General features: G+C 62.7%; 20 protein-coding genes. 5 read left to right on the forward strand and 15 right to left on the reverse strand.

From position 1 onward, the window contains the following. Positions 1-8 precede the first annotated feature (8 nt). The 6 genes from AB3X96_RS26015 to AB3X96_RS26040 form a co-directional block, all read right to left on the reverse strand. Positions 9-1,901, reverse strand: coding sequence for a thiamine pyrophosphate-dependent enzyme (locus AB3X96_RS26015; RefSeq protein ID WP_368591965.1), 1,893 nt, complete (start codon positions 1,899-1,901; stop codon positions 9-11). 17 nt (positions 1,902-1,918) lie between these two features. After that, positions 1,919-2,989 (reverse strand): Gfo/Idh/MocA family protein, encoded by a 1,071-nt coding sequence (locus AB3X96_RS26020; RefSeq protein WP_368591966.1) that lies wholly within the window; start codon positions 2,987-2,989, stop codon positions 1,919-1,921. Next, positions 2,986-4,101, reverse strand: a complete 1,116-nt coding sequence (locus AB3X96_RS26025; RefSeq protein WP_368591967.1) for an ABC transporter ATP-binding protein — start codon at positions 4,099-4,101, stop codon at positions 2,986-2,988. Before AB3X96_RS26025 ends, AB3X96_RS26020 begins: the two co-directional genes overlap by 4 nt. Positions 4,102-4,105: 4 nt before the next feature. Beyond that, positions 4,106-4,951 (reverse strand): carbohydrate ABC transporter permease, encoded by an 846-nt coding sequence (locus tag AB3X96_RS26030; protein ID WP_368591968.1) that lies wholly within the window; start codon positions 4,949-4,951, stop codon positions 4,106-4,108. Further along, the gene (locus AB3X96_RS26035; RefSeq protein WP_368591969.1) at positions 4,944-5,825 is read right to left on the reverse strand and encodes a carbohydrate ABC transporter permease; all 882 of its coding nucleotides are present in this window, start codon (positions 5,823-5,825) and stop codon (positions 4,944-4,946) included. Before AB3X96_RS26035 ends, AB3X96_RS26030 begins: the two co-directional genes overlap by 8 nt. Before the next feature lie 61 nt (positions 5,826-5,886). Continuing rightward, complete coding sequence (locus tag AB3X96_RS26040) at positions 5,887-7,170, reverse strand: ABC transporter substrate-binding protein (protein ID WP_368591970.1); 1,284 nt, start codon at positions 7,168-7,170, stop codon at positions 5,887-5,889. 235 nt (positions 7,171-7,405) lie between these two features. Here AB3X96_RS26040 and AB3X96_RS26045 point away from each other — a divergent pair, with 235 nt between their 5' ends. Further along, a complete protein-coding gene (locus AB3X96_RS26045; protein ID WP_368591971.1) occupies positions 7,406-8,125 on the forward strand; it encodes an IclR family transcriptional regulator in 720 nt (239 codons plus the stop codon). Between the two features lie 224 nt (positions 8,126-8,349). Here the strand turns inward: AB3X96_RS26045 and AB3X96_RS26050 are convergent, their stop codons facing one another. Further along, on the reverse strand, positions 8,350-8,826 hold the full coding sequence (locus AB3X96_RS26050) for a bacteriohemerythrin (RefSeq protein ID WP_368591972.1): 477 nt from the start codon (positions 8,824-8,826) through the stop codon (positions 8,350-8,352). A 328-nt stretch (positions 8,827-9,154) separates the two neighbouring features. Between AB3X96_RS26050 and AB3X96_RS26055 the strand changes: the two genes are divergently transcribed. Continuing rightward, positions 9,155-10,486, forward strand: a complete 1,332-nt coding sequence (locus AB3X96_RS26055) for a Rieske 2Fe-2S domain-containing protein (RefSeq protein ID WP_176111155.1) — start codon at positions 9,155-9,157, stop codon at positions 10,484-10,486. A gap of 16 nt (positions 10,487-10,502) precedes the next feature. Next, positions 10,503-11,681, forward strand: coding sequence for a Gfo/Idh/MocA family protein (locus tag AB3X96_RS26060; RefSeq protein ID WP_368591973.1), 1,179 nt, complete (start codon positions 10,503-10,505; stop codon positions 11,679-11,681). Positions 11,682-11,795: 114 nt separating this feature from the next. Here the strand turns inward: AB3X96_RS26060 and nadC are convergent, their stop codons facing one another. From nadC to AB3X96_RS26085, 5 genes are all read right to left on the reverse strand, one after another. After that, on the reverse strand, positions 11,796-12,641 hold the full coding sequence (gene nadC, locus AB3X96_RS26065) for a carboxylating nicotinate-nucleotide diphosphorylase (RefSeq protein ID WP_368591974.1): 846 nt from the start codon (positions 12,639-12,641) through the stop codon (positions 11,796-11,798). 145 nt (positions 12,642-12,786) lie between these two features. Continuing rightward, a complete protein-coding gene (locus AB3X96_RS26070; protein ID WP_368591975.1) occupies positions 12,787-13,389 on the reverse strand; it encodes a MarR family winged helix-turn-helix transcriptional regulator in 603 nt (200 codons plus the stop codon). Positions 13,390-13,478: 89 nt separating this feature from the next. Beyond that, positions 13,479-14,549: a porin gene (locus tag AB3X96_RS26075; protein ID WP_368591976.1), complete on the reverse strand. Its 1,071-nt coding sequence runs from the start codon at positions 14,547-14,549 to the stop codon at positions 13,479-13,481. A 109-nt stretch (positions 14,550-14,658) separates the two neighbouring features. Then, a complete protein-coding gene (locus AB3X96_RS26080) occupies positions 14,659-15,651 on the reverse strand; it encodes an ABC transporter substrate-binding protein (protein ID WP_368591977.1) in 993 nt (330 codons plus the stop codon). Between the two features lie 46 nt (positions 15,652-15,697). Further along, on the reverse strand, positions 15,698-17,044 hold the full coding sequence (locus tag AB3X96_RS26085; protein WP_368591978.1) for an MFS transporter: 1,347 nt from the start codon (positions 17,042-17,044) through the stop codon (positions 15,698-15,700). A 238-nt stretch (positions 17,045-17,282) separates the two neighbouring features. Between AB3X96_RS26085 and AB3X96_RS26090 the strand changes: the two genes are divergently transcribed. Both AB3X96_RS26090 and AB3X96_RS26095 read left to right on the forward strand, forming a co-directional pair. After that, positions 17,283-18,251, forward strand: a complete 969-nt coding sequence (locus tag AB3X96_RS26090; RefSeq protein WP_368591979.1) for a 2Fe-2S iron-sulfur cluster-binding protein — start codon at positions 17,283-17,285, stop codon at positions 18,249-18,251. Positions 18,252-18,396: 145 nt separating this feature from the next. After that, on the forward strand, positions 18,397-18,642 hold the full coding sequence (locus tag AB3X96_RS26095; RefSeq protein ID WP_176111163.1) for a hypothetical protein: 246 nt from the start codon (positions 18,397-18,399) through the stop codon (positions 18,640-18,642). 285 nt (positions 18,643-18,927) lie between these two features. Here the strand turns inward: AB3X96_RS26095 and AB3X96_RS26100 are convergent, their stop codons facing one another. The 3 genes from AB3X96_RS26100 to pdhA are packed head-to-tail and all read right to left on the reverse strand — an operon-like array spanning position 18,928 to position 22,139. Further along, the gene (locus tag AB3X96_RS26100; protein WP_368591980.1) at positions 18,928-20,046 is read right to left on the reverse strand and encodes a dihydrolipoamide acetyltransferase family protein; all 1,119 of its coding nucleotides are present in this window, start codon (positions 20,044-20,046) and stop codon (positions 18,928-18,930) included. 4 nt (positions 20,047-20,050) lie between these two features. Next, the gene (locus AB3X96_RS26105; protein WP_368591981.1) at positions 20,051-21,031 is read right to left on the reverse strand and encodes an alpha-ketoacid dehydrogenase subunit beta; all 981 of its coding nucleotides are present in this window, start codon (positions 21,029-21,031) and stop codon (positions 20,051-20,053) included. Continuing rightward, the gene (gene pdhA / locus AB3X96_RS26110; protein WP_368591982.1) at positions 21,024-22,139 is read right to left on the reverse strand and encodes a pyruvate dehydrogenase (acetyl-transferring) E1 component subunit alpha; all 1,116 of its coding nucleotides are present in this window, start codon (positions 22,137-22,139) and stop codon (positions 21,024-21,026) included. Before pdhA ends, AB3X96_RS26105 begins: the two co-directional genes overlap by 8 nt. Positions 22,140-22,157 lie beyond the last annotated feature (18 nt).

The following is a 22,157-nucleotide window of genomic DNA, read 5'->3' on the forward strand; positions in this document are numbered from 1 at the left end:
TCGCCCCTTCAGATTCGCGTCTTCGTATAAGCGTCCTGCACGCCGTCGGACCACGGGCCGACGTTCCACTGGCCATACGCACCCATCCCGCCTGCGGGGTCCGCACCGTAATAGACCGGCACGTGAATCAGACTCAGGCCAGGGTGAGCGTGCGCCTTCGCGAGCGCATCGCGCAGACCTCGTTCCGTATCGCCCGCCGACAACGCCAGTACGCCCGCCACCGCTCCCGCCATCGCCACATAATCGACGGCGACCGAATCGTTGGTGCGGTAATCGGTATCGAACTGCGCTTCCTGCAAGCTGCTGATCGCCGCCATGCGGCGGTTGTCGAGCAGCAGGATGGTGCCGTGCACGCCATGCTCGATACCGTCGATCAGGATCTGCGGATTCATCATGAACGAGCCGTCGCCGGTGAACGCGACGCCATAGCATCCTTGCCGCGCGATCGCCTGAGACAGCAGCGCGGAAACGGCGAAACCCATATACGACGCGCCGGACTCGGTATACGTTTCGCCGGGCAAGTCGTCGCGGATCACCTGGAAGCCGTTAGCCTGCACGTCGCCGGCATCGAAAAACTTCAGCGCACCGATCTCGCGGCAAAAACGCTCGGCGATGGCGATGGCCTGCGGTTGCGTCAGCACCTCGCGCCGCCAGACCGCATCGAAACACCGCGGGCCGCCGGCGCGTGCGTCGCGCAAGCCCAGCCACTCGGCTTTCTTGAGCGCGGCCTCGTCGAGCCATGCCGATTTCGCCGGGGTCAACGGACCGGCCAGCGCCAGCGCCAGCCGCTCGCAAATGGCCGCAGCATCTCCCAGCAACGCGGTGCTTTCGTTGTAGTGCTGCACGTCGGTCGGATCGGTATTGATATTGACCACATGACGGACCTTGGGCCAGCCGATGCCCGAGCAGTCCGACTGGCACACCGCGCGGCTGCCGATCACGATCAGCAGCTCGGCCTCCTGCATGGCCCAGTTGCCGCTGATCGACCCTTTCGAGCCCGCCACATGCAGGTTATGCGGATGCGCGTCGGGCAGCACACCAACCGTTCCGGGGCTCAGCACCGCGACCGCACCGCTGGCTTCGGCCAGCCGCCGTACCGCCACCGCCGCATGACGCGCGCCGGCACCGACCTTGATGGCCACCCGCTCCGCGCCCCCGATCAGCTTCGCAGCCACGGCCAGGGAAGCCTCGTCCGGTATCGGCAAACGCGGCCACACGGGTCGGGCCGCAAGCGCATCGAGCCTCAGCGATACCCGCGCCAGTTGCGTGTTCAGCGGCAGATTGAGATAGAACGGCGCCGGCCGCCACGGATGAAACACGGCCGCACTGCCGTTGCGCAACGCATCGCGCAACGCAGCGGGCGTATGCAGCGTATAGGACGCCCCCATCCGTTCCGTCAGGGAGCCAAACAGTCCCTGCCCCGGCCGAGGAATCTGCTGCATGTTGTAGCCCTCGCCGTGCGTCGTCTCATCGCCATACAGATGGTAGACACCGACCCCGTTCGACGCCGCGGCCAGCGAGCCGGCGAGCGCCTGCAACGCGCCGGGCCCGATCGACGTGAGCACTGCGGGAACTTCGCCGTAGACCCACGAAAGCGCGGTGGCCGCGTGCGCCATTTCCACTTCGTTGCGGAACTGCCAGCATTTCACCAGACCGTGCGCCTCGTAAATACGCAGAATCTCGGCGATCGCGGTATTGCCGTGTCCGAAGATCGCCAGATACTTGGTCACGCCCTGCTTCATCAAACCCAGCACGAGCGCTTCGGCCAAAGGCAGTTCGACGACATCGGACAGCAGGCCGTCCGCGAACGCCGCGCTCAGCCCGCCCGCCTCGCGCAACCAGGCGGCGCGGCTTTCTGTCGTGACCGGAAGCTGCTTCGACGGAGTAACGAGATCAGACATGGTTGTGCCCTCGCGGGTCAAAATGCCAGGCGAATCGCCTTGCCTTCACGAGCCGACTGCTCGGCCGCCGACGCGAAACGCAGCACCTGGCGGGCCTCCCTCGCCGTCAGCACCGGCGCCCCGCCCGTGCGCAGCGCATTCAGAAAATGCCGGGTCGACAGCACGAAGCTCTGCTCCCATCCGCTCGGCACGTCGTAGGTCGTGATCTGGCCGTCCCGGTACAGGGTCACGGGCGGTGTCGCCCCGAGCCGTCCATGGCCGCCGTTGATGAAGAGCACACCCGACGTGCCGGTGATCTCGACGCGATCGTCCTGCGCATAGTGTCGCGTGATGAGTTCCATGTCCGGCGAATAGACGATCTCCAGATTGCCGACACGATTGCCGGGAAACCGGAATGAGATGATCGACTGTGCATCGAAACGCATGCCGCCCGGACCTTCGGTATCGCCGATAAACGCATGCACCTCTTCCGGATCGCCCATGAAATGCCAGGCGAGCGCGAACTTGTGATGCCCGTCGTCGAATACGAGCGGCCCGCCGCCCGCGTGAGACTTTTCGCTGCGCCATGCCGATGCGGACGGCGGCACTTCCCACGCCGTCGCGCTGCGCGCCGGGTTCGACTTGATGCGGATCGACAGCGGCGTGCCGATCGCGCCCTGATCGATCAGCTCGCGCGCCTTCAGCACCGGCGGATAGAAGATGAAGTTCTCGAAGACCTTGAAAGGCCGGTCATAGGCCTCGGCGGCCGCCACGAGTTGGTCCGCCTCGGCGAGATCGACGCACATCGGTTTTTGCAGCGACACGATCTTGCCTGCAGCCATCGCCTTAAGCGCCACCGGCAGGTGCAGATGATGCGGCAACAGGATTTCGACCAGATCGATGTCCTCACGCGCGAGGAAGCGATCCACGTCCTCCTCGACCGCGACGTCGGGAATGCCCCAGGCCGCGAGCTTGCTGCGCGCCTGCGCCACGTCCCTGTCGCAGACGCCGACGATGCGTGCCAACGGATTTTGCAGGTATTCGATGGCGTGCAGATCGGAGATGCGACCCGCACCGATGATCCCCACGCGAAAACGAGATCCCGTCATTTTTCTTCCTCTATTTGAATAGTATCTGTTGGCGATGGTGTGCGTTCATCGCTTCGAGCGGCGTGATTCCCGATCGCGATCCCGTCCGGGCCGAAGCGATGCAGCCTCGAGCTGTCCACTTTCAGTCCGACTTCGTCTCCGCGGCGCACCGCGTGCGCGAGCGGCGAGCGTACCGTGAGCGTGGGCAGGCCATTGCCGATGCCGAGGTAATACAGTGTCTCCGCGCCAAGCTGCTCGACGAGTTCGATGCGCCCGCCAACACTCGCCTGTCCGCGCGCGCAAAGCGTGACGTGCTCGGGCCGGATACCGATACAGTCCACACCGTCCGGCGCGCAGCGAGCTCCGGCATGATCCGGACTCGTCAGATGCGGCCACGCCGACGCCGGCAGCACGTTCATCGCAGGCGCGCCGATAAAGCGCGCGACGAACAGATTCGCGGGCCGTTCATAGAGCTCCATCGGCGTGCCGACCTGTTCGATCTTGCCGCCGTTGAACACGACGATCCGGTCCGCCAGCGTCATCGCCTCGACCTGGTCGTGCGTGACGTACACCATCGTGGCGCGCAACTCCGCATGCAGTCGCGCGATCTCGAGGCGCATCTGCACGCGCAACGCGGCATCGAGATTCGAAAGCGGTTCGTCGAACAGAAAGATCTTCGGATGACGAATGATGGCGCGCCCGATCGCCACGCGCTGCCGCTGCCCGCCCGACAATTCTCTCGGCGTGCGTTCCAGCAGACGGTCGAGCTGCAGCGTCTTGCCGACCTCGCCCACCTGCCGCCTGATCTCGCGCTTGTCGACACCCGCGAGGCGCAGTCCGAAGCCGATGTTTTCAGCCACCGTCATGTGCGGAAACAACGCGTAGGACTGGAACACCATCGCTATTTCGCGCTTCGACGGATGCACCTGCGTCACGTCCCGGCCATCAATATGGATCGTCCCGCCCGACACATCTTCGAGGCCGGCGATCATTCTCAGCATCGTCGATTTGCCGCAGCCGGACGGGCCGACGAACACCACGAACTCGCCGTCGGCGATGTCCAGATCGACGCCATGGATGACCTCATGGCCAGCGAACGATTTGCGTATGCCTTGCAGACTCAATTGCGCCATTCGATCACCCTTTTACCGCGCCCATGGTCATGCCCTTGATGAAGTAACGCTGGAAGAACAGAAACACCAGCAGCGTCGGCAAGCTCGCCAGAATCGACAACGCGCCCTGCACGCCCCAGGCGACGGAATACTGGCCATTCAGGTTCACGATGCCGAGCATGATGGTGCGTTTCTCGTCGGATTGCGTGAACACCAGCGGCCACAGAAAGTCATTCCAGATCCACGTGAACTGCAGCGTCGCCAGCACCGCGAGCGCCGGCAAACTGAGCGGCAACACCACCGACAGCAGCACCCGCGGCTCGGATGCGCCTTCCATGATCGCCGCTTCACGCAGCGTGCTCGGCACGGTCGCGAAGAAGTTGCGCATCAGCAGCGAGCAGATCGGAATGCCCAGCGCCGTATGCACGAGGAACACCGGCCACAGTGTGTTGATCAGGCCGAGAAAATTGAAAAGCCGGAACAGCGGAATCAGAATCACCTGCGGCGGAAAGAACATGCCGGACACCAGCACCAGGAACAGGCCATTCGAGCCGCGAAAAGGCAGCTTGGCGAATACGTAGCCGGCGAGCACGCCGAGCGCGGTCGACACGATCGTGGCGGGCACGGTGACGATCAGCGTGTTCACGAAATACTGGTGTACGGTGGGCTTCGACAGCACTTCGATGAAATTGCCGAGGTACAGCCTGACCGGCAAGCTCCAAAGATCGCCCAGCGCAATGTCGCGCTGCTCCTTCACCGACGACAGCAACACGCCGACAGTGGGCAACAGGAACAGCACCGCCAGCACCACGAGAATCGTGAAAGTGGCCGCTCTCGCCGGATTGAAGCGGGCATACGGACGCTCATCCATAGATGCGGTCCACCTTGCGCAACTGACGGAAATACAGGCCGATCACGGAGACGGCGATCAGGAACAGCACCACGGAAATCGCACTGCCATAGCCCATGTGGTATTTCTTGAAGCTCTCGTTGTACATGTGCATGGCCAGCGTATCGGAACTGTTGAACGGTCCACCGCCGGTCATGATGTAGAGAATGTCGAAACCCTTCAGTGAGTTGATCACCGACAGCGCCACCGCGACCACGGTGGAAGGCGTCAGCAACGGCAGGATCACGAGGCGGATGCGCTGCCAGCGGCTCGCGCCTTCGATATGGCAGACCTCCTGCAGGTCTTCGGGAATCGCGGTGAGCCCGGCGAGATAGATCACCATCGACAGCCCGGTCTGTTGCCACGACCACGCCACGATCACGGACCACAGCGCCGTATTGGGTTTAGCGAGCCACGCAAAGTCGTGAGGGGTTCCCGCCGCGTGCGACAGAAACAGGTTGAGCAGCCCCCAGTCGGGCTGATAGATCCATATCCAGATCTGGCCGACGATCACGGCCGACAGGCAGATCGGCAGATAGAAGATGCTCTTGAACACGCGGGAACCGGGCACCTTCGAATCGAGCAGCAGCGCGAGACCCAAGCCCAGCAGCGTCGGCAACGCGATAGCGGCAACGATCCAGAGCGCGGTATTGAGCGCCGCATGCGAAAACAGATGGTCGTTGCGAATCCTCGTGAAATTAGAGAGTCCGACAAAATCATAGTCGGACGAAAAGCCATTCCAGTCGGTAAAGCTGTAATAGAACGACGACAGCAGGGGTCCCACCACCAGGATTCCGAAAACGCCCAGCGGCAACGCCAGAAATACCACGCGCCATAGCCGATCGTGCTTCCTCATCTCGCGTCTCTACCGGAAAACAAGACGGGCCGCCGCACGGCGACCCGCCTTCGTGGAGGTGTTACTGCTTCTTGAACGCGGCCTGCGCATCCGTCTGGGTCTGAGTCAGCAGGCTCTTGATATCGCCAGGCTGGTCGATGAACTTGGCAAACATCGACAGACCGACTTCGGACACCGGCGGGGGCGTGGCGAGGTCATAGTTGAAGGCGAAGCCGTTGGACTTCTCGACCGCCGCGGCGGCCTTTTGCATCACAGGGCTGTAGTGGGACTGATCGACCTTCACGTTGGCCGACAGCGCACCTTGGGACGACGTCCATGCCGACTGCACGTCGGTGTTGCTGACCATGTAGTCGAGCAGTTTTTCGCTACCCGCCACGTTCTTCGCGTTGGCGGAGATCACGAGGCCGTCCACCGGACCGAGCGCGACGTTCGGCACGCCCGCCTGCATCTGCGGGAATACCGCAACGTCGTAGTCCTTGCCCGCCACCAGATGGTTGTTGTTCCAGTAGCCCGTGATCCACGTGCCCATCAGCGTCATCGCGGCATCGCCCTTCGCGACCTTGTCGGCGGCGTCGGTCCAGTCGATCGCGTTGGCGTTGTTGTTGAAATAGCCTGCATCGAACATGGACTTCCATTGGTCCATCACCGAGCTCACCTGCGGATCGTCGTAGCGGGCATGCCCCGTCATCAGCTTCGCGCGATAGTCCGGCCCCGCGGTACGCAACAGCATGTAGTCGAACCAGAACTGCGCGGGCCAACGATTCTTCGAACCCATCGCAATCGGCGTGATGCCTTGCGACTTGAGTTGCTTGCACATGGCGAGGAAGCCGTCCCACGTCGTCGGCATCGTCGTGATGCCCGCCTTGGCCATCACCTTCGGGTTATAGAAAACGCCGACGAAGTGATAGTCGACCGGCACAAGATAGCGATGCCCGCTGTAGCTCGTCGCCGCCGCCGCAATCGGCCTGGAGATCACGGAATCCAGCCCCGCGGACTTCCACATGCCGTCGATCGGATGCAAGCTCTTCGAATCGGCGATGAATTGCGTCTTGGCGCCCGCCCAGAAACTGAATACGTCGGGCAGACTATGCCCGGCCGCGCGCACCAGTATCACCGACTTGAAATCTTCGTGTCCCACCGGGCTTTGCTTGATTGCGATCCCGGTCGCCGTGGTGAATTTGGCGAGCTGTTCGTTGAACGCCTTCTCCCCCATGTCGCCCGTGAAATAGTCGCTGATCGACACTTCGCCCGAATCCGCGAAGGCCGGGTTCGTGAATCCCGCGGCTGACGCCAGTAGTGCAGCCAGCACAAGCGCGCGACGCTTTACTCCGTGTCTCCCCAACATGCCTGCCTCCGTAAAGTTGACGCATGCAAAACAACTTGGATTAAAAACTGAACTCGCCCGTCAGACCGACCTCATTCACCAGCGCTCAATTTGCATACGCACAACATTACTTCACATCTAGCGTAAAAAAATCCGTGTAATTCCCTACATTGGGTGATTTTTCGGCTACAGTTTTCCTATGTAAAACTTTTGGTGTTTTACAGAGAAAAACTTTTATTGGCGTGGAGGGATATTCATGCGACTGCTCCAGTCCCTGACTCGTGGCCTCGAAGCACTGACGTATCTGCGGACTCATCGCGGCCCCGTCCGGCTAACGGAACTCGCGAGCGAACTCGAAATGGACAAATCCATGGCCGCCCATCTTCTGAAGACGCTGGTTGCCGCCGGCTATGCGGCGCAGGATTCCAACCGGCGCTATCTGGCCTCCAACGGCAGTCAGCAGGTCAAGCCGGTACAACGCACGCTCGAGGAAGTCGTGGCGATCAAGGAAGCATGGCGCCCGGCGCTGGAAAGGCTCGCTGCGTCCACCGGGGAGTGCACGCATCTGGCGGTGCTGGTCGGCGCGCGCGTCTGGTATATCGACAAGGTCGACTCGACCTTGCCGCTCAAGGTCGATCATCCGATCGGCGCCCTGTCGCCGCTGCACTGCACGGCGCTCGGCAAAGCGTTCCTCGCTTTCGGCCATGCCGAAGCGCCGGGGGAATTGGTCACCTACACGTTGCGCACCCTGACCTCGGAACCGGCTCTCGCGCAGGAGTTGGAACTGACGCGTCAGCGCGGCTATGCCATCGACGACGAGGAATTCACCGATGGCATCCGCTGCGTGGCTCGCCCCATCTACGACGCGCACGACGAGATGATCGCCGCCATGGGCATCTCCTGCCCGAGCGTGCGCGTCGACGCCGCCCGCCTCGCCGAATTGGGCGACATCGTGCTGCGCGAGTCGGGTGGTTGAACGGGGCTGATATCGTCCGCGGAGACTCCAGCAGCGAGGCCCGCAAGCGACGGTGCGTTGACGAGAGCCGCAGCGCGGTAAAACTCTGAGCGCGCAAAGGACGCTACGGAAATCAACCGCTCGCGAGATTTTGCGGCGGGAGCTACGCGACATGGGTTGAGCCAGCAGTCTGCTGGCTACAACTTATGGCGCCCAGTGTATTTCGACGGTTGAAACGGCAAACTTCAAATCGTCCGTCTTAACACAACAGGCTTTCCACCCATCGTCTGTTTGGTCATCCAGGCGGCAAGCGCCGAATCCAGGTAGTCGGCGTGTCCGGGAAACCAGTTGTACAGATGCATGCCGATGTCATGCACCAGCGCGCAACCAGCCTGCCCTGCTTCGACCGCTGCTTTAACGTCCCGGACTGACTTCAGCACGGCTTCGTGTTCTTCGATGTGGCAATCGCGCGGGGGAAAGTTGGTCGTGCGCATCCATTCGTCTTCCTGCTCGAAATGGCTGACGGCGTGCTTTTCGAATTCCTCGATCGCCGCAAGGGCGCTCGCATCGGTGCAGGTCACGAGCTTTAGCGCGACTTCGTAGAATTCCTTATGCACGTCATCCATCGGCGTGAAGCCGAGTAGCCGTGCGTCTGACCACACAAGACTATTGTCACTTTCCCGCACAGGGGCTTCGACATCTTTCAATACAGAGTCTGTCATGTCCGTTCGATCCGGCTTTATCAAGGGCTCTATCATAGCCGTCCAACATAGAACGCCGCGAATTTCCCGGCGTTCCACCATCAGCGTGGCTTGAATCCTTTCGTCTTTCGAGACTAGCCGGGTCGAACACCAGCGCCTCGCAAATCCGATCCATCGGCGATGAATCTCGCCACTTCATATTAGAGATCGAATATTCCTGAGCCAGGGTCGCTTTCGACCATACGTACTTTCCCGGATGTCTCGAAAGGCTCTTGCCATTTTCACTAGATATCTAATATAGTTGAGCAACACCTGTTGATGAAGGCGAGCTTTCGCCGGGAGACATTACATGCTGACCCACCAAGAAAATGAATTGCTGTGCCGCGTCGAAGGCGATGCCCCGATGGGCCAACTGATGCGCCGGCACTGGACGCCGGTTTGCCTCATCGAAGAAGTCAGCGAGCCGGACGGCGCGCCGGTCAAAGCGCGCGTATTTGGCGAGGATCTCGTTGTATTCCGGGACTCGGAAGGCAGCGTTGGCGTGCTGGACGAGTACTGCCCGCACCGTCGCGCATCGCTCGTCTACGGCCGCAATGAAGACTCCGGCCTGCGCTGCCTGTATCACGGCTGGAAGTTCGACGTCTCGGGCAACGTGCTTGAAATGGTGTCCGAGCCGGCAGCGAGCTGCATGACCGACAAGGTCAAGCACAAGGCCTACCCGGTGCAGGAATGGGGAGGCATGGTATGGGCATATATGGGCCCGCAAGACGCGATCCCCGAATTCGTGCCGCCGGCCTGGGCGCCGACTTCCGACACCCGCGTGAGCATCGCCAAGGCGCTGCTGCCGTGCAATTGGGCGCAAATCCTCGAAGGCGCGATCGACTCCGCGCACAGCTCCAGCCTGCATTCGTCGGACTTCGTGCCGGCGCGCGTGGGCGGCGCCGAAGCGACCGCGAAGAACTGGTTGCGCCCGTCCACCGACAAGGCCCCGCGCCTGCAGGTCGAGCGCACCGACTACGGCTTCCGTTACGCCGCGCTGCGCCGCCCGATCTTCAACGCCAACACGCACGACTACGTGCGCTCCACGGTGTTCGTGGCGCCGGGAACGGTGCTGATTCCGCCGAACAACCTGTACAACGTTGCGAACATCAACGTGCCGATGGACGACACGAACACGGCGTTCTACTTCATCGCCTGGGGCGATCCGGAGACGACGCCGGAAACCGAAACGTGGCGCAAGTTCCTGCGTCAGCAGGTCGGTGTTGACCTCGACCAGTACTATCGCCCGCTGCGCAATCACGACAACCGCTTCTGGCAGGACCGCCAGGCGATGAAGGCTGGCAATTTCACCGGCATTTCAGGCTTCCCGAACCAGGACATTGCGATGTGGGTCACGATGGGCCCGATTGCGAACCGCTCGGACGAGCGCCTCGGCGCGAGCGATCTCGCCATCGTCGAATTCCGTCGCCGCATGATCGATGCGCTCGCCGAATTCGAGAAAGATGGCGACGCAATTGGCACCGGGGCAAAAGCGATTCCCCGCGAAGTGTGTTCGTACCAGGCTGTCGTGCCGAAGGAAATCGACTGGCGCACGTATGCCGCGCGTTACGTCAGCAAGAAGAATCCGGAACCCGCCGACCAGCCGTCCGCGCTCGCAACGGACTATCAGGTCAAGCAATAACGGGAGGCACACGGCCATGGAGCAGCGCCGTTTGCGCATCGGGGTCGCAGGACTGGGACGGGCATTCTCGCTGATGCTGCCGACCTTCCTGCGCGACCCCAGAGTCCAGCTCGTCGCTGCGTGCGATCCGCGTGACGAAGCGCGGCGGCAGTTCGCCGCCGACTTCGCGGCGCCCACTTATGCGGACGTGGCGGAGTTGGCGGCTGACCCCAACGTCGAGATCATCTACGTTGCGAGTCCGCACCAGTTCCACGCGCAGCACACTGAAATTGCCGCGGCAAAAGGCAAGCACGTGCTGGTCGAAAAGCCGATGGCGCTCGCCGCTGCGGACTGCGATCGCATGATCGCTGCATGCCGCGAAGCGAACGTGCATCTGATCGTCGGCCATTGCCATAGTTTCGACACGCCGTACCTGCGTACGCGCGAACTGATCAGTCGTGGCGATTTCGGCGCAGTGAAAATGATCCAGGCCGTCAACTACACCGACTATCTGTATCGCCCGCGCCGGCCCGAGGAGCTGGCCACGGCTGAAGGTGGCGGCGCCGTCTTCAGCCAGGCGGCTCATCAGGTCGATATCGTGCGAATGCTCGCCGGCTCGCGCGCGACGCGGCTGAGCGCGAGCGTGGGACGGTGGGATCCGTCCCGCCCGACCGAAGGCGCTTATTCGGCGCTGATCTGGTTCGAGAACGGTGCTTATGCCTCGCTCTCGTACAACGGCTATGGCCACTTCAACACCGAAGAGTGGAGCGGCTGGATCGGCGAAATGGGCGATCGTACGAGCTCCGACACGTACGGCAGCGCCCGCCGCCGTCTGGAGACGCTCGCGTCCTCGGGCGACGAGGCCAGGCTCAAAGCGGCCGGCACCTACGGCGGTTCCGCATACAAGCCGCCAACGGCCGACGCGCACGAGCCGCCGCGCTTTCATCAGCATTTCGGCCCGATCATCGTCTCGTGCGAACGCGCCGACCTGCGCCCGCTGCCCGATTCGATCGTCGTCTACGGCGACGAGAAGCGCCAAACGCTGCCGCTGCCTGCGCCCGCCGTGCCGCGGGCCGAAGTCATCGACGAGTTGTATGGCGCGGTCGTGGACGCACGCTCGCCCCTTCACGATGGCGAATGGGCGAAGGGCACGCTGGAAATCTGTATCGCGATTCTGAAGTCGAGCGAAACGGGCGCAGATGTGACGCTTGGATAGTTCGAGGTAAGCGCAAAAACCCTCGTTTTGAACTGCGCCATGCACGGTTCAAACGAGGGATTTTTTTATCGGCGCTTCCTTCTACGGAGCGCACACATGCGCCCCGACCTCCGCTTATCCGGCGAACGCCGCGAAGCGCAGTGAAAAATCGATCGCCCTGATGTTCTTCGTCAGCTTGCCCAACGAAATACGGTCCACGCCGGTTTCCGCAATCGTTCGCAGCGTCCGCTCGGTCACACCGCCAGAGACTTCCAGCTCGGCGCGCCCCGCGGTGACACGCACAGCCTCGCGCATCGATTCGATCGAGAAATTGTCGAGCAGAATCGCCGCGGCGCCACCAGCCAACGCTTCCGTTAATTCATCGAGCGTCTCCACCTCGACCTGCACGGGCACACCTGCACCCAATGCTTCGGTAGCGCGAAGGGTCGACGCAATGCCGCCACCCGCCGCGATGTGGTTTTCCTTGATCAGGATTCCGTCGTACAGCCCCCGACGATGGTTTTCGCCGCCGCCAACACGAACTGCGTATTTTTGCGCGAGGCGCAATCCTGGAAGCGTTTTTCGCGTGTCGAGAATCCGCGCAGACGTGCCTTCGACGATCCGCGTCATCACGCTTGTCTCGGTGGCCACGCCAGAAAGCAACTGAATGAAGTTGAGCGCGGTGCGCTCGGCGGTGAGCATGCCGCGCGCCGGACCAGCGATCCGGCAGACGGTCTGCCCTTCGTGCATCCGTTCGCCCTCGCCGACCAACCAATCAATCGTGATGCGCGGGTCGACCTGCTGCAGTGTTTCATCGAACCACGGTCTGCCGCACAACAGCGCAGGTTCACGCACCGTCAAGACCCCTTCGGCTGAAGCGTCGGGGTCGATCAGTAGCGACGTCCAGTCGGCCTCGCCGACATCTTCCGCGAGCGCATCGCGGACGTTGCGCGTCATCGCCGCGCGGGTCATTCCATCCATTCCAGATCCGTATGTTTTGAGCGAGGGAGCAGCAGCATGCCGTGGCCTGCCGTCGTGCCTGTCGTGGACTTGGCACGCCCGCCAATATTATTAGATCTATAATGAATTTGCCACTCGGGAATGACCCGAAACGCCGAGCCGCGCGTCAATCCTGATCGACTTCTTCCCCGCGCGCCGCGATCAGATTCCCCACTTCCCGAGTCGACGGAATACGCAGCGCCGGGTCGTCCGACTCCGATTCGTCGCGTGCCATGTTCTCGATGATCGTCAGCAGAACCTTGCGGGCGACGTTGATCTCGGTGGCTTTCAGGCCCCGGACGCTAATTTCGTTGACTTCTTCCGCGAGCGGAACGAGTTTGTGTTTCAGGCTCCGGCCGCGCGGCGTCAGATAGACGTGCGTGTTCTTGCGGTTGCCGGGCTCATAGCGGCGCTCGACATAGCCGAGCTTTTCCATTGCGGACACCGCACTGAACGTGGTGGGGGTGGTGGTGCCGGTCTCGTCGCTGAGCTCCTTCTGCGTCAGCCCGTCGGTGACCCATAGCACACGCAGATACGCCCAGTGGCCGAACGAGACTTGATGCTGCGCCAGGCGCATTTGCAGACCGCGAATCATCGCGCGGCCCGCATCCTTCACCAGGTGAGCGAGACGATCGTCCGGTACCGCCTCACGCCAGTGCCGCAGAATGGGGTCCTCGCTCGCGACCCCGCCCTTGCCCTTGCCTTTGCCCGAAGTACGTGCTGCTGCCATGCCTTCCTCGCTGTTATTGTGACCACACCGCTGATAATCATAGCGCTTTAGCCCGCGCGAGAGGCACTGGAGCGCAGCGCCCGGACCGCTCAGAAGGTGTGGCGAATGCCCACGGTCACGCCCGCCTGGTCCATGCCTGGCGCAATATCCACGCCCGTGCCGCGAATACCGACATTGGAAAACGACCGATTGGAGACATACGCCCCTTCCGCATACACGTCGGTGCGCTTGGACAGCGAGTAGTCGACGAGCAATGCCCCCATCGTCGGGCCGCCGTGCGGATTGCGAAACTGCGTGTGATAGACGCTGGCGGAAATGGAAAGCGGTGCATTCACCCTCCAGGTCACGCCGCCCCAGTAGAGCAGCGAACTCGGCGGCGCATCCGTATTGCGCGTGTTCAGCCAGCGCAGGCCAGCCAGCGTCGTAACCGGCCCGAAGTCGTACGAGAGGCCGAGCAGCGCGCGCTGCTGCGCGTTGCTCTGCGTCGCGATCGAGGTGCCCTGCAACTGGTCGTACGTCAGGCCGATGCTGAACGGCCCGCGGTCATACAGCACCGCCGCGCTCATTTCGCGGCCCACTTTCGTTGCGCCGGGCACATTCCCACCGTTCGGAATCGTCGCGTCGAACCCGGTGCTATACAGTGCCGCGAACGTAACGCCGCCGAGATGCACGCCATAGCGCGCCGAGTTATCCGCGCGGTTCACGAACTGGCTGTCCATGCTTTGCGCGGAGTAGCTGGGGTTGAACGTCAGCGCGTCGTACTTGTACATCAACTCGTAAAGCAGGTTCTGATGACGTCCGAGCGTGAGCGTGCCGTACGGCGTCGAGACGCCAACGAATGCCTTGCGGCCGAATAGCCGTCCGCTCTGACCCAGTGCGCCGGTGTTCACGTTGAAGCCGCCCTCCAGCGTAAACACGGCCTTGTAGCCGCCGCCGAGATCCTCCGAGCCCTTGAGCCCCCAGCGCGATCCGGCGAGATTGCCCGACTGCTCGCGGATCACCGAGCCCGTCTGTTTTCCTTGGGTCACCCGGTTGACGTACTCGACGCCCGCATCGACGATGCCGTACAGCGTAACCGAACTCTGCGCGTGGGCCGCCGTGCAGGCGAGCGTCAGCAACCCGCCGCAGGCGAGCGGGAATGTGTGTCTCTTCATTTTCATCTCTATTCTGGACGACTGATTATTCTGGATGCGTTGTTCCCTTCCGCGCATCCATCGCGCACACAGCACCTGCCGGATGCGCGACGGCGCGAACAACCGCCGTGAGGGATCAGATCTTGAATCGCTCCAGGCTGGCCGGGTGGAACAGTTCGGCAGGCTCGAGGCGTCGGCTCGACAATCCCTCGGCGTGGTGCTGCGCGAGAAAGCGGTCGATCACGTGTTCATTGTTGGCGAATCCATACGACCAGAAGTCGTGCCCCATCAGACGCCGCGCATTGCGCAACTGGTCCTCGATGAACGGCAGCGTCACCTTGGTCGCCGAGGTGTCGCTCAAACGGGACAGCGCGACTTCCTTCGATTGCTCGAAGGCCTTCGCGATCGCACCGGGAAGCCACGGGTGCTGATCCGCGAGCGTCTTGCGAATGCCCAGGGTGTGCATGATCGGGAAAAGCTTCCTGCGCTCGTACCATCGGGCGGCGCTCTCTTGCGGATCATCGAAAAGGTATTTGACCCTCGGATGCCCACGGTCGAAGCACGACGGCGCGCGCGGTCCGATCACGCCGTCAATCTCGCCATTGGCCAGCAGATTCGAGATCGTCTGTCCTTCTGGCGCGTTTTCCAGCACGACGCCTTCGGGAAGCTTCAGCGCAATCTTCTCAACGCGCGTCGGATCCTCGTAGCCGCCGCGCACCCAGCGGATATCCGATGCTTTCACGCCGTATTCTTCTTCGAGAAAGAGCCGCACCCATACGTTGGCGGTCAGCTGATATTCCGGCACGCCGATGCGTTTGCCCTTCAGGTCCTCGGGCCGGTCGATCCCACGGTCTGAACGCACGTAGACCGAGCTGTGGCGGAATGCGCGCGACGGAAAAACCGGCACCGCGATGTAGGGCGACGTGCCCGCGGCCGTCTTCACCGAATAGCTGCTGAGCGACAGCTCGCAAATGTCGTAATCCGCGTGCCGGAACGCACGAAAGAAGATTTCCTCCGGGTCCTGCAGCATGAACACGGGGTCGACACCGTCGATCTGCACGTCGCCGTCGATCAGCGGCCGCATCCGGTCATAGTTGCCCACCGCGATGGAAAGTTGAAGCTTGCTCATTCCTGCTCCTGTCTGACTGTCAAAATGCTGGTCGTCGCGTGCATCGTCACGCGCCGGATTGCTGTGCCTGCCGCTCGCGCGGCACGCCGAAGAAGACGGCGATGCCGCCGATGAAAACGAGCGCCGCGACCAGCAGGATGCCGGCCGAGAAGCTGCCGGTCGCGCTCTTCACCCAGCCGAGGACTATTGGTGCGAAGAAAGCGCCCACCTGGCCAAGACTGCTGATCACGCCGATACCGCCGGCGGCCGCCGCGCCCTTCAGGTAGTTCGGCGGAATGGTCCAGATAATGGCTGCGGCCGCGAAATAGCTCACCGAAACGAGGCTCAGGCACGCGATGGCGGCAACCGAGTTGTTCGTCAGAACCGTCAGGAGCACCGCGCCCGTGGCGCCCGCTGTCGTCGACAGCACGAAGTGCCAGCGGCGCTCGAGCCGCAGGTCGGAGCTGCGTGCGATCAGCAGCATGGCGACCGCGCCGACGATATAAGGCAGCGCCGACAGGAAGCCGATGTGCAACAGGTTCGAAACGCCTGACTGCTTGATGATCGTGGGCGTCCAGTAGTTGAGGATGGTTCCGCAGATGGGCACCGTGGCCCAGCCCGCAGCAATCACGTACACGCGCGGGTCGCGCAGCGCCGCGAGGAGCGTGCTCGGCGAGTTATGCGGCTTGCTGCGACCTTCCTCGTCGAGCGCGCCGATGACGATTCGTTTTTGATCCTCGGTCAGCCACCTCGCATCCTGCGGTCGGTCGATCAGGTAGAAGTAGGCAACGACACCGGCAATCACGGCCGGCAGGCCTTCAAGGAAGAACAGCCACTGCCAGTTGCGAAAGCCCCAGACGTCCATGAAGTTTTGCAGGATGAACCCGGAAAGCGGGCCGCCGATAATCCCCGCAACCGCGATCGCCAGCAGGAACCGCGATGTGATACGAGCGCGGCGCTTCGCCGGATACCAGTAAGACAGATAGAGGATGATGCCGGGCCAAAAGCCCGCTTCGGCCGCGCCGAGGAGCGTGCGCGCAAGATAGAACTGCCAGGGAGCGGTCATGAAAGCCATGGCAGTGGAGATGCCGCCCCACAGCAACATGATCCGGGTAACGGTCTTGCGGGCGCCAATGCGCCGCAGCAGCAGCGTGCTCGGCACTTCGAGCAGGATGTAGCCGATAAAGAACAGACTCACGCCGAGCCCGTACGCCGCGTCGCTCAAACCGAGATCGTGCTTCAGTTGTAGCTGCGCGAAGCTGACGTTGACGCGATCGAGATAGTTGAGGACCCAGCACAGGAAAAGAAAGCTCATTAGCCGCAGCGTGATCTTGCGGTATGTCGCCTCCTCCGCCGCCGAATCGGCTATGGCAGACAGGGATAGGTCCCCTGAGTGCAACGTTGAATGTGCCATGACTGAATCTCTCCGAATTTCTTTCTGGATACCGGCGGGAACTGCGTTCCCCTGACCGTTTGATTAGAGCTCTAATATTCAGGTTACGGCGGCTTTATGTCGCTGACAAGCACGGGTTTATACCGAGAGTAACACCGCGAAAAATCGTGCTTCTTGACTTGCATCATTAGAGATCTAGCAATAAGATGCGGTCCATGTTGATGCAACGCAAGACTGGACTGGTCAGAAGGAGACAGACATGACGCCCCCACTCGAAGACGGTTTTCTTCGACTGAAGATTGCCGGCAAGGAGAAGATCGCCCGTGACATCTGGCGCTTTGAACTGACCGACCCGCAAGGCGCGCCGCTGCCGGCGTTCGAGGCGGGGGCGAACTTGACCGTCGTGGTGCCCAACGGTTCGCGACGCAGTTATTCGCTCTGCAATGACTCGCAGGAGCGCGATCGTTACGTCATCGCGGTCAAGCGTGACAGCAACGGACGCGGCGGTTCGATGAGCTTCATCGACGATACGGCCGAGGGTGACGCCGTGGACGTCTCCTTGCCCCGCAACGAGTTTCCCCTCGATGAGCGCGCCAAGTCATTCGTTCTCGTCGCGGGTGGCATCGGTATCACGCCTATGTTGTCGATGGCGCGGCAGTTGCGGGCGGAAGGCCTGCGCTCGTTCAAGCTGTACTACCTCGCGCGCGATCCGGAAGGCACGGCGTTCTTCGATGAACTGACCAGCGACGAATGGCGTTCCGACGTGAAGATTCATCACGATCACGGGGACCCGTCGAAAGCATTCGACTTCTGGCCCGTATTCGAGCGGTCGAAGCCGGCGCAACACGTGTACTGCTGCGGCCCGCAGGCGCTGATGGACACCGTGCGGGACATGACCGGCCATTGGCCGTCGGGCACGGTGCACTTCGAGAGCTTCGGCGCAAGCAATGCGAATGCGCGCGAAACCACGCCGTTCACCGTGCGGCTTTCGCGCAGCGGCACTTCGTTCGACATTCCCGCCAATCGCTCGATCCTCGAGGTGCTGCGCGACGCGAACGTGCGCGTGCCGAGTTCGTGCGAAAGCGGCACCTGCGGCTCGTGCAAGACAGCGCTGTGCTCAGGGGAGGCAGATCATCGGGACCTGGTGCTGCGCGACGACGAGAAAGATACGCAGATCATGGTATGCGTGTCGCGAGCGAAATCCGCGGAGCTGGTTCTGGATCTTTGAATATTGCCGTTCCGCGTGCTGGTCCTGATTCAGGAAATCCTGACGGCCGAAATCAGGGCTTCCTGAGACGACATTCCGCCCGCGCCGATTGGACGCACGCGCCGATCTCCATAGCATCGACTCATCGGATATCGAAGGGAAAATCATGGCGGGCAACAGGTCACTGCGTTCCGAGGTCGAAAAACTCGTTGGCCCGACGCGGGGCCGCGGGGCGTGCGTGCGTCTGCTCGACCGCTGCCGCTCGGGCGGCACATGCCGCGTGTGCATCCAGATCGATCGGCCGTCCGGGACGTTTTCACTCTTCTTCTTTCGCCATGCCGACGGCACATGGCACGTGTTCCCGCCGGGCCTGCGCCGTCCGGAAATGGGGATAGGCCGCCTGGCTGCCTGATCGTTCATCAATCGATGAAACGTCACATCGTCGGGCGCTATCGCGGATTCGTTATCGAAGCGCACATGGAGCCACGCACGGCGCGTTTGTCCGATGGAATCGCGCTGACCTATCGCGTCACGTGGTCGCTACGCAGAAGGACTCGAAAACAACACGTCACCGGCGACTTCGCCGATCCCGTTACATACGAGTCGGAGAGCGTTGCCCTCACGTGCATCGACCGCGACGCTCGCGCTCTTATCGATGCGATGCTGGCGAATCAGGCCTAGCACACGCTGACCGTCATCACGCGTTCTGCAGATCCGCGATCGTCGCCGCCAGGAAGCGCGCCGCCTCGCCGCCTGTCACGACGCGATGATCGAACGTCAGGCTGAGCGGCAAGATCCGGTGCACGGCAGGCGCGCCGTCTGCCGCGACGACCTGTTCATGGATGCGCCCCGCGCCGAGGATCGCGACGGTGGGCGGCACGACGATGGGCGACGCGTACTTCCCCGAAATCATCCCGAAGTTCGACAGCGTGATCGTGTTGCCGCGCAGTTCTTCCGGTGGAATCTTGCGCGCGCGGATATCGGCGCGCATCCGGTCGAGACCGCCGCGCAGATCCGCCGCATCGCGATGCGCGACGTCGCGCAGCACCGGCACGAAAAGCCCATCGGGCAGATCGACGGCAATGCCGAGATCGATCTTCTCAAGTACGTGGCGTCGCCCCGTATGTCCGTCGAACCATGCGTTCAGGGCCGGCTCGACCCGGCAGCCCGCGACCAGCGCGCGGATCAGGCGGATCGTCACGTCGGTGTGCGGCGGCCACGCGTGAATGTCGGCATCGTCGATCACGGTCGCGGCGGCCACTTCGCTCTGCGCTCGCGCCATGTTGTGCGCCATCGCACGCCGCACGCCGCGCAGCACTTCGGCCGGACCGACTTCGCCAAGTATCTTCGCGACACGCTGCACGTCAGCCGCCGTGATGACGCCTTCCGGGCCGGACGGCGTCACCATCGAGAGATCGACATCCAGCTTGCGCGCCAGCGCGCGCGCCGCCGGAATCGCCTTGATCACACCGCCGCCCGCGCTGACGCCACCGCCCGTGCCAGGCGACGCAGGCGCGTCCTGCACGACATGCTGGCCAACTTCCATATGGCCGACGACAGTGCCCGCGTCTGCATCATCGGCCTCGCCCTCGAACGCGACGAGCGGCGCGCCCAGATGCACGATATCGCCCGTCCGTCCGAACAGCTTCGTGATGCGGCCGGATTGCGGCGACGGAATCTCGACGATCGCCTTCGCCGTTTCGACCGACAGCAACGGTTGATCCGCCCGCACTTCATCGCCGTCGCTCACATGCCATTCGACGATTTCCGCTTCCTGCAAGCCTTCGCCGAGGTCCGGCAGTTTGAAGATTTTCATGGCTTTATGACGCCTCCATAGCTTGCCGCACCGCGGCGACGATGCGCGAGGCACCAGGCATGTATTGATTCTCGAGCCGGTACAGCGGCACCACGACGTCGTAGCCGGTCACGCGCTGCACAGGCGCGAGCAGCGAATAAAGTCCGCGCTCGGCGATATTGGCGGCGATCTCCGCGCCGATGCCGCCCGTGCGCGAACCCTCGTGCACGATCACGCAGCGACCCGTCTTCGCGACCGAGGCCAGGATCGTGTTCATGTCGATCGGCTTGAGCGTCGCGACGTCGATCACTTCGGCCATCACGCCTTCCTGCGCGAGCAGATCGGCGGCGCCCTGTGCGTCCTGCACGGCACCGCCCCAGCACACCAGCGTCACATCCGAGCCGTCGCGCAGCGTAAAGCAGGTGTCGAGCGGCAGCCCTTCGCCGTTGTCTTCCACTGTCTGCCGGAACAGCCGATACAGGCGCGTCGGCTCGAAGAAGATCACCGGATCGGGATCGCGAATCGCGGCCAGCAACAGCCCGTACGCGCGCGCCGGCGACGACGGCGTGACAACGCGCAAGCCGGGAATGTGCGCGAACAGCGCTTCGGGGTTTTCGGAGTGATGTTCGGGTGCATGGATGCCTGCGCCGCACGGCGTGCGGATCACGAGCGGACAGGTGAGGCGTCCGCGGGTCCGATGCCGCAGACGGGACGCATGATTGAGCACGTGATCGATCGCCGGATACAGAAACCCGCTGAACTGGATCTCGGCAACGGGCTTCAGTCCCATCGCCGCCATGCCGATCGCGGTGCCCGCGATCGCTGCCTCGGCGAGCGGCGTGTCGAGCACGCGTTGCGTGCCGAAGCGTGCCTGCAGGCCGACCGTCGCGCGAAACACGCCGCCGTTCACGCCGATGTCCTCGCCGAGCAGCACGACGGCGGGATCGTGCTCGAGTTCGTACGCGAGCGCCAGATTGAGCGCATCGATCATGTTCAGATCAGCCATGGCCGGTGCCTCCGTTCTGACCATGCCGACCATTGCCCGCGATCGGCGCGAATCGCTGCGCGCTTTCCAGTTGCTCACGCATGGCATGCGGCAGCGTCTCGTACAGGTGGTCGAACATCGCGGAAGTATCGGGGGGCGGCACAGCCAGATACGCCTCGACGGCTGCCTCGACCTGCGCGTGACACGCCCGGCCGAGTTGCTCGTCCTGCGCTTTGTCCCAGAAGTTCATCCGCATCAGATACTTGCGCAAACGCAGCAGCGGCTCTTGTTCCCATTGCTTCTGAATCTCATCCGAGTCGCGATAGCGCGTTGCATCGTCCGCCGTCGTGTGATCGCCGAGTCGATAGCTGAGCGCTTCGATCAGCGTCGGGCCGTCGCCTCGGCGCGCTTTCGCGAGTGCCGCATGCATCACCTGATGCACGGCGATCACGTCGTTGCCGTCGACCTGCAAGCCGTCGATGCCCGCCGCGATTGCCTTCTGCGCGAGCGTCTGCGCCGCGCTCTGCGTGCTGCGCGGCACCGAGATGGCCCACTGGTTGTTGTTGATGACGAGCACGAGCGGGGCCTGCCAGACGCCCGCCATGTTCATCGCTTCGTAGAAGTCGCCCTTCGATGTGCTGCCATCGCCGCAGATCGTCACGGCGACGCGCGGCTCGCCGCGCAGCTTGAACGCGTAGGCCGCGCCGGCGGCATGACACACCTGGGTGCCGATAGGAACGCAATTTGGAAAGTCGAGCCGCGGCACGCTGAAGTCGCTGCCGCGTTCGTCACCGCCCCAATACAAGAGGCTTTCCGTCATCGTGACGCCGCGCAGCAATTGCGCCGCATGATCGCGATATGAAGGGAACAGCACGTCATCGGCCTGCATCGCGCTCGCGACGCCCACCCCGATCGCCTCCTGCCCCACCGACGATGCAAACGTGCCGAGCTTGCCAGTGCGCTGCAGCGCGACCGCTTTGGTATCGAATGCGCGGGTCAGCACCATCGCGCGATAGAGGGAAATCAGCGCCTCGGGTTCCCGCGCAAAGGCCGGCAATGGCTGCACGGGCTCGCTTTCGGGTCCGAGATATCGCGTATACCCGATGTGAAAACTGGCAGTCGTGGTCATGACCGCCCTCCCTATTCT

It is taken from the genome of Paraburkholderia sp. BR13439 (assembly GCF_040948805.1).
GTDB lineage: Bacteria > Pseudomonadota > Gammaproteobacteria > Burkholderiales > Burkholderiaceae > Paraburkholderia > Paraburkholderia youngii.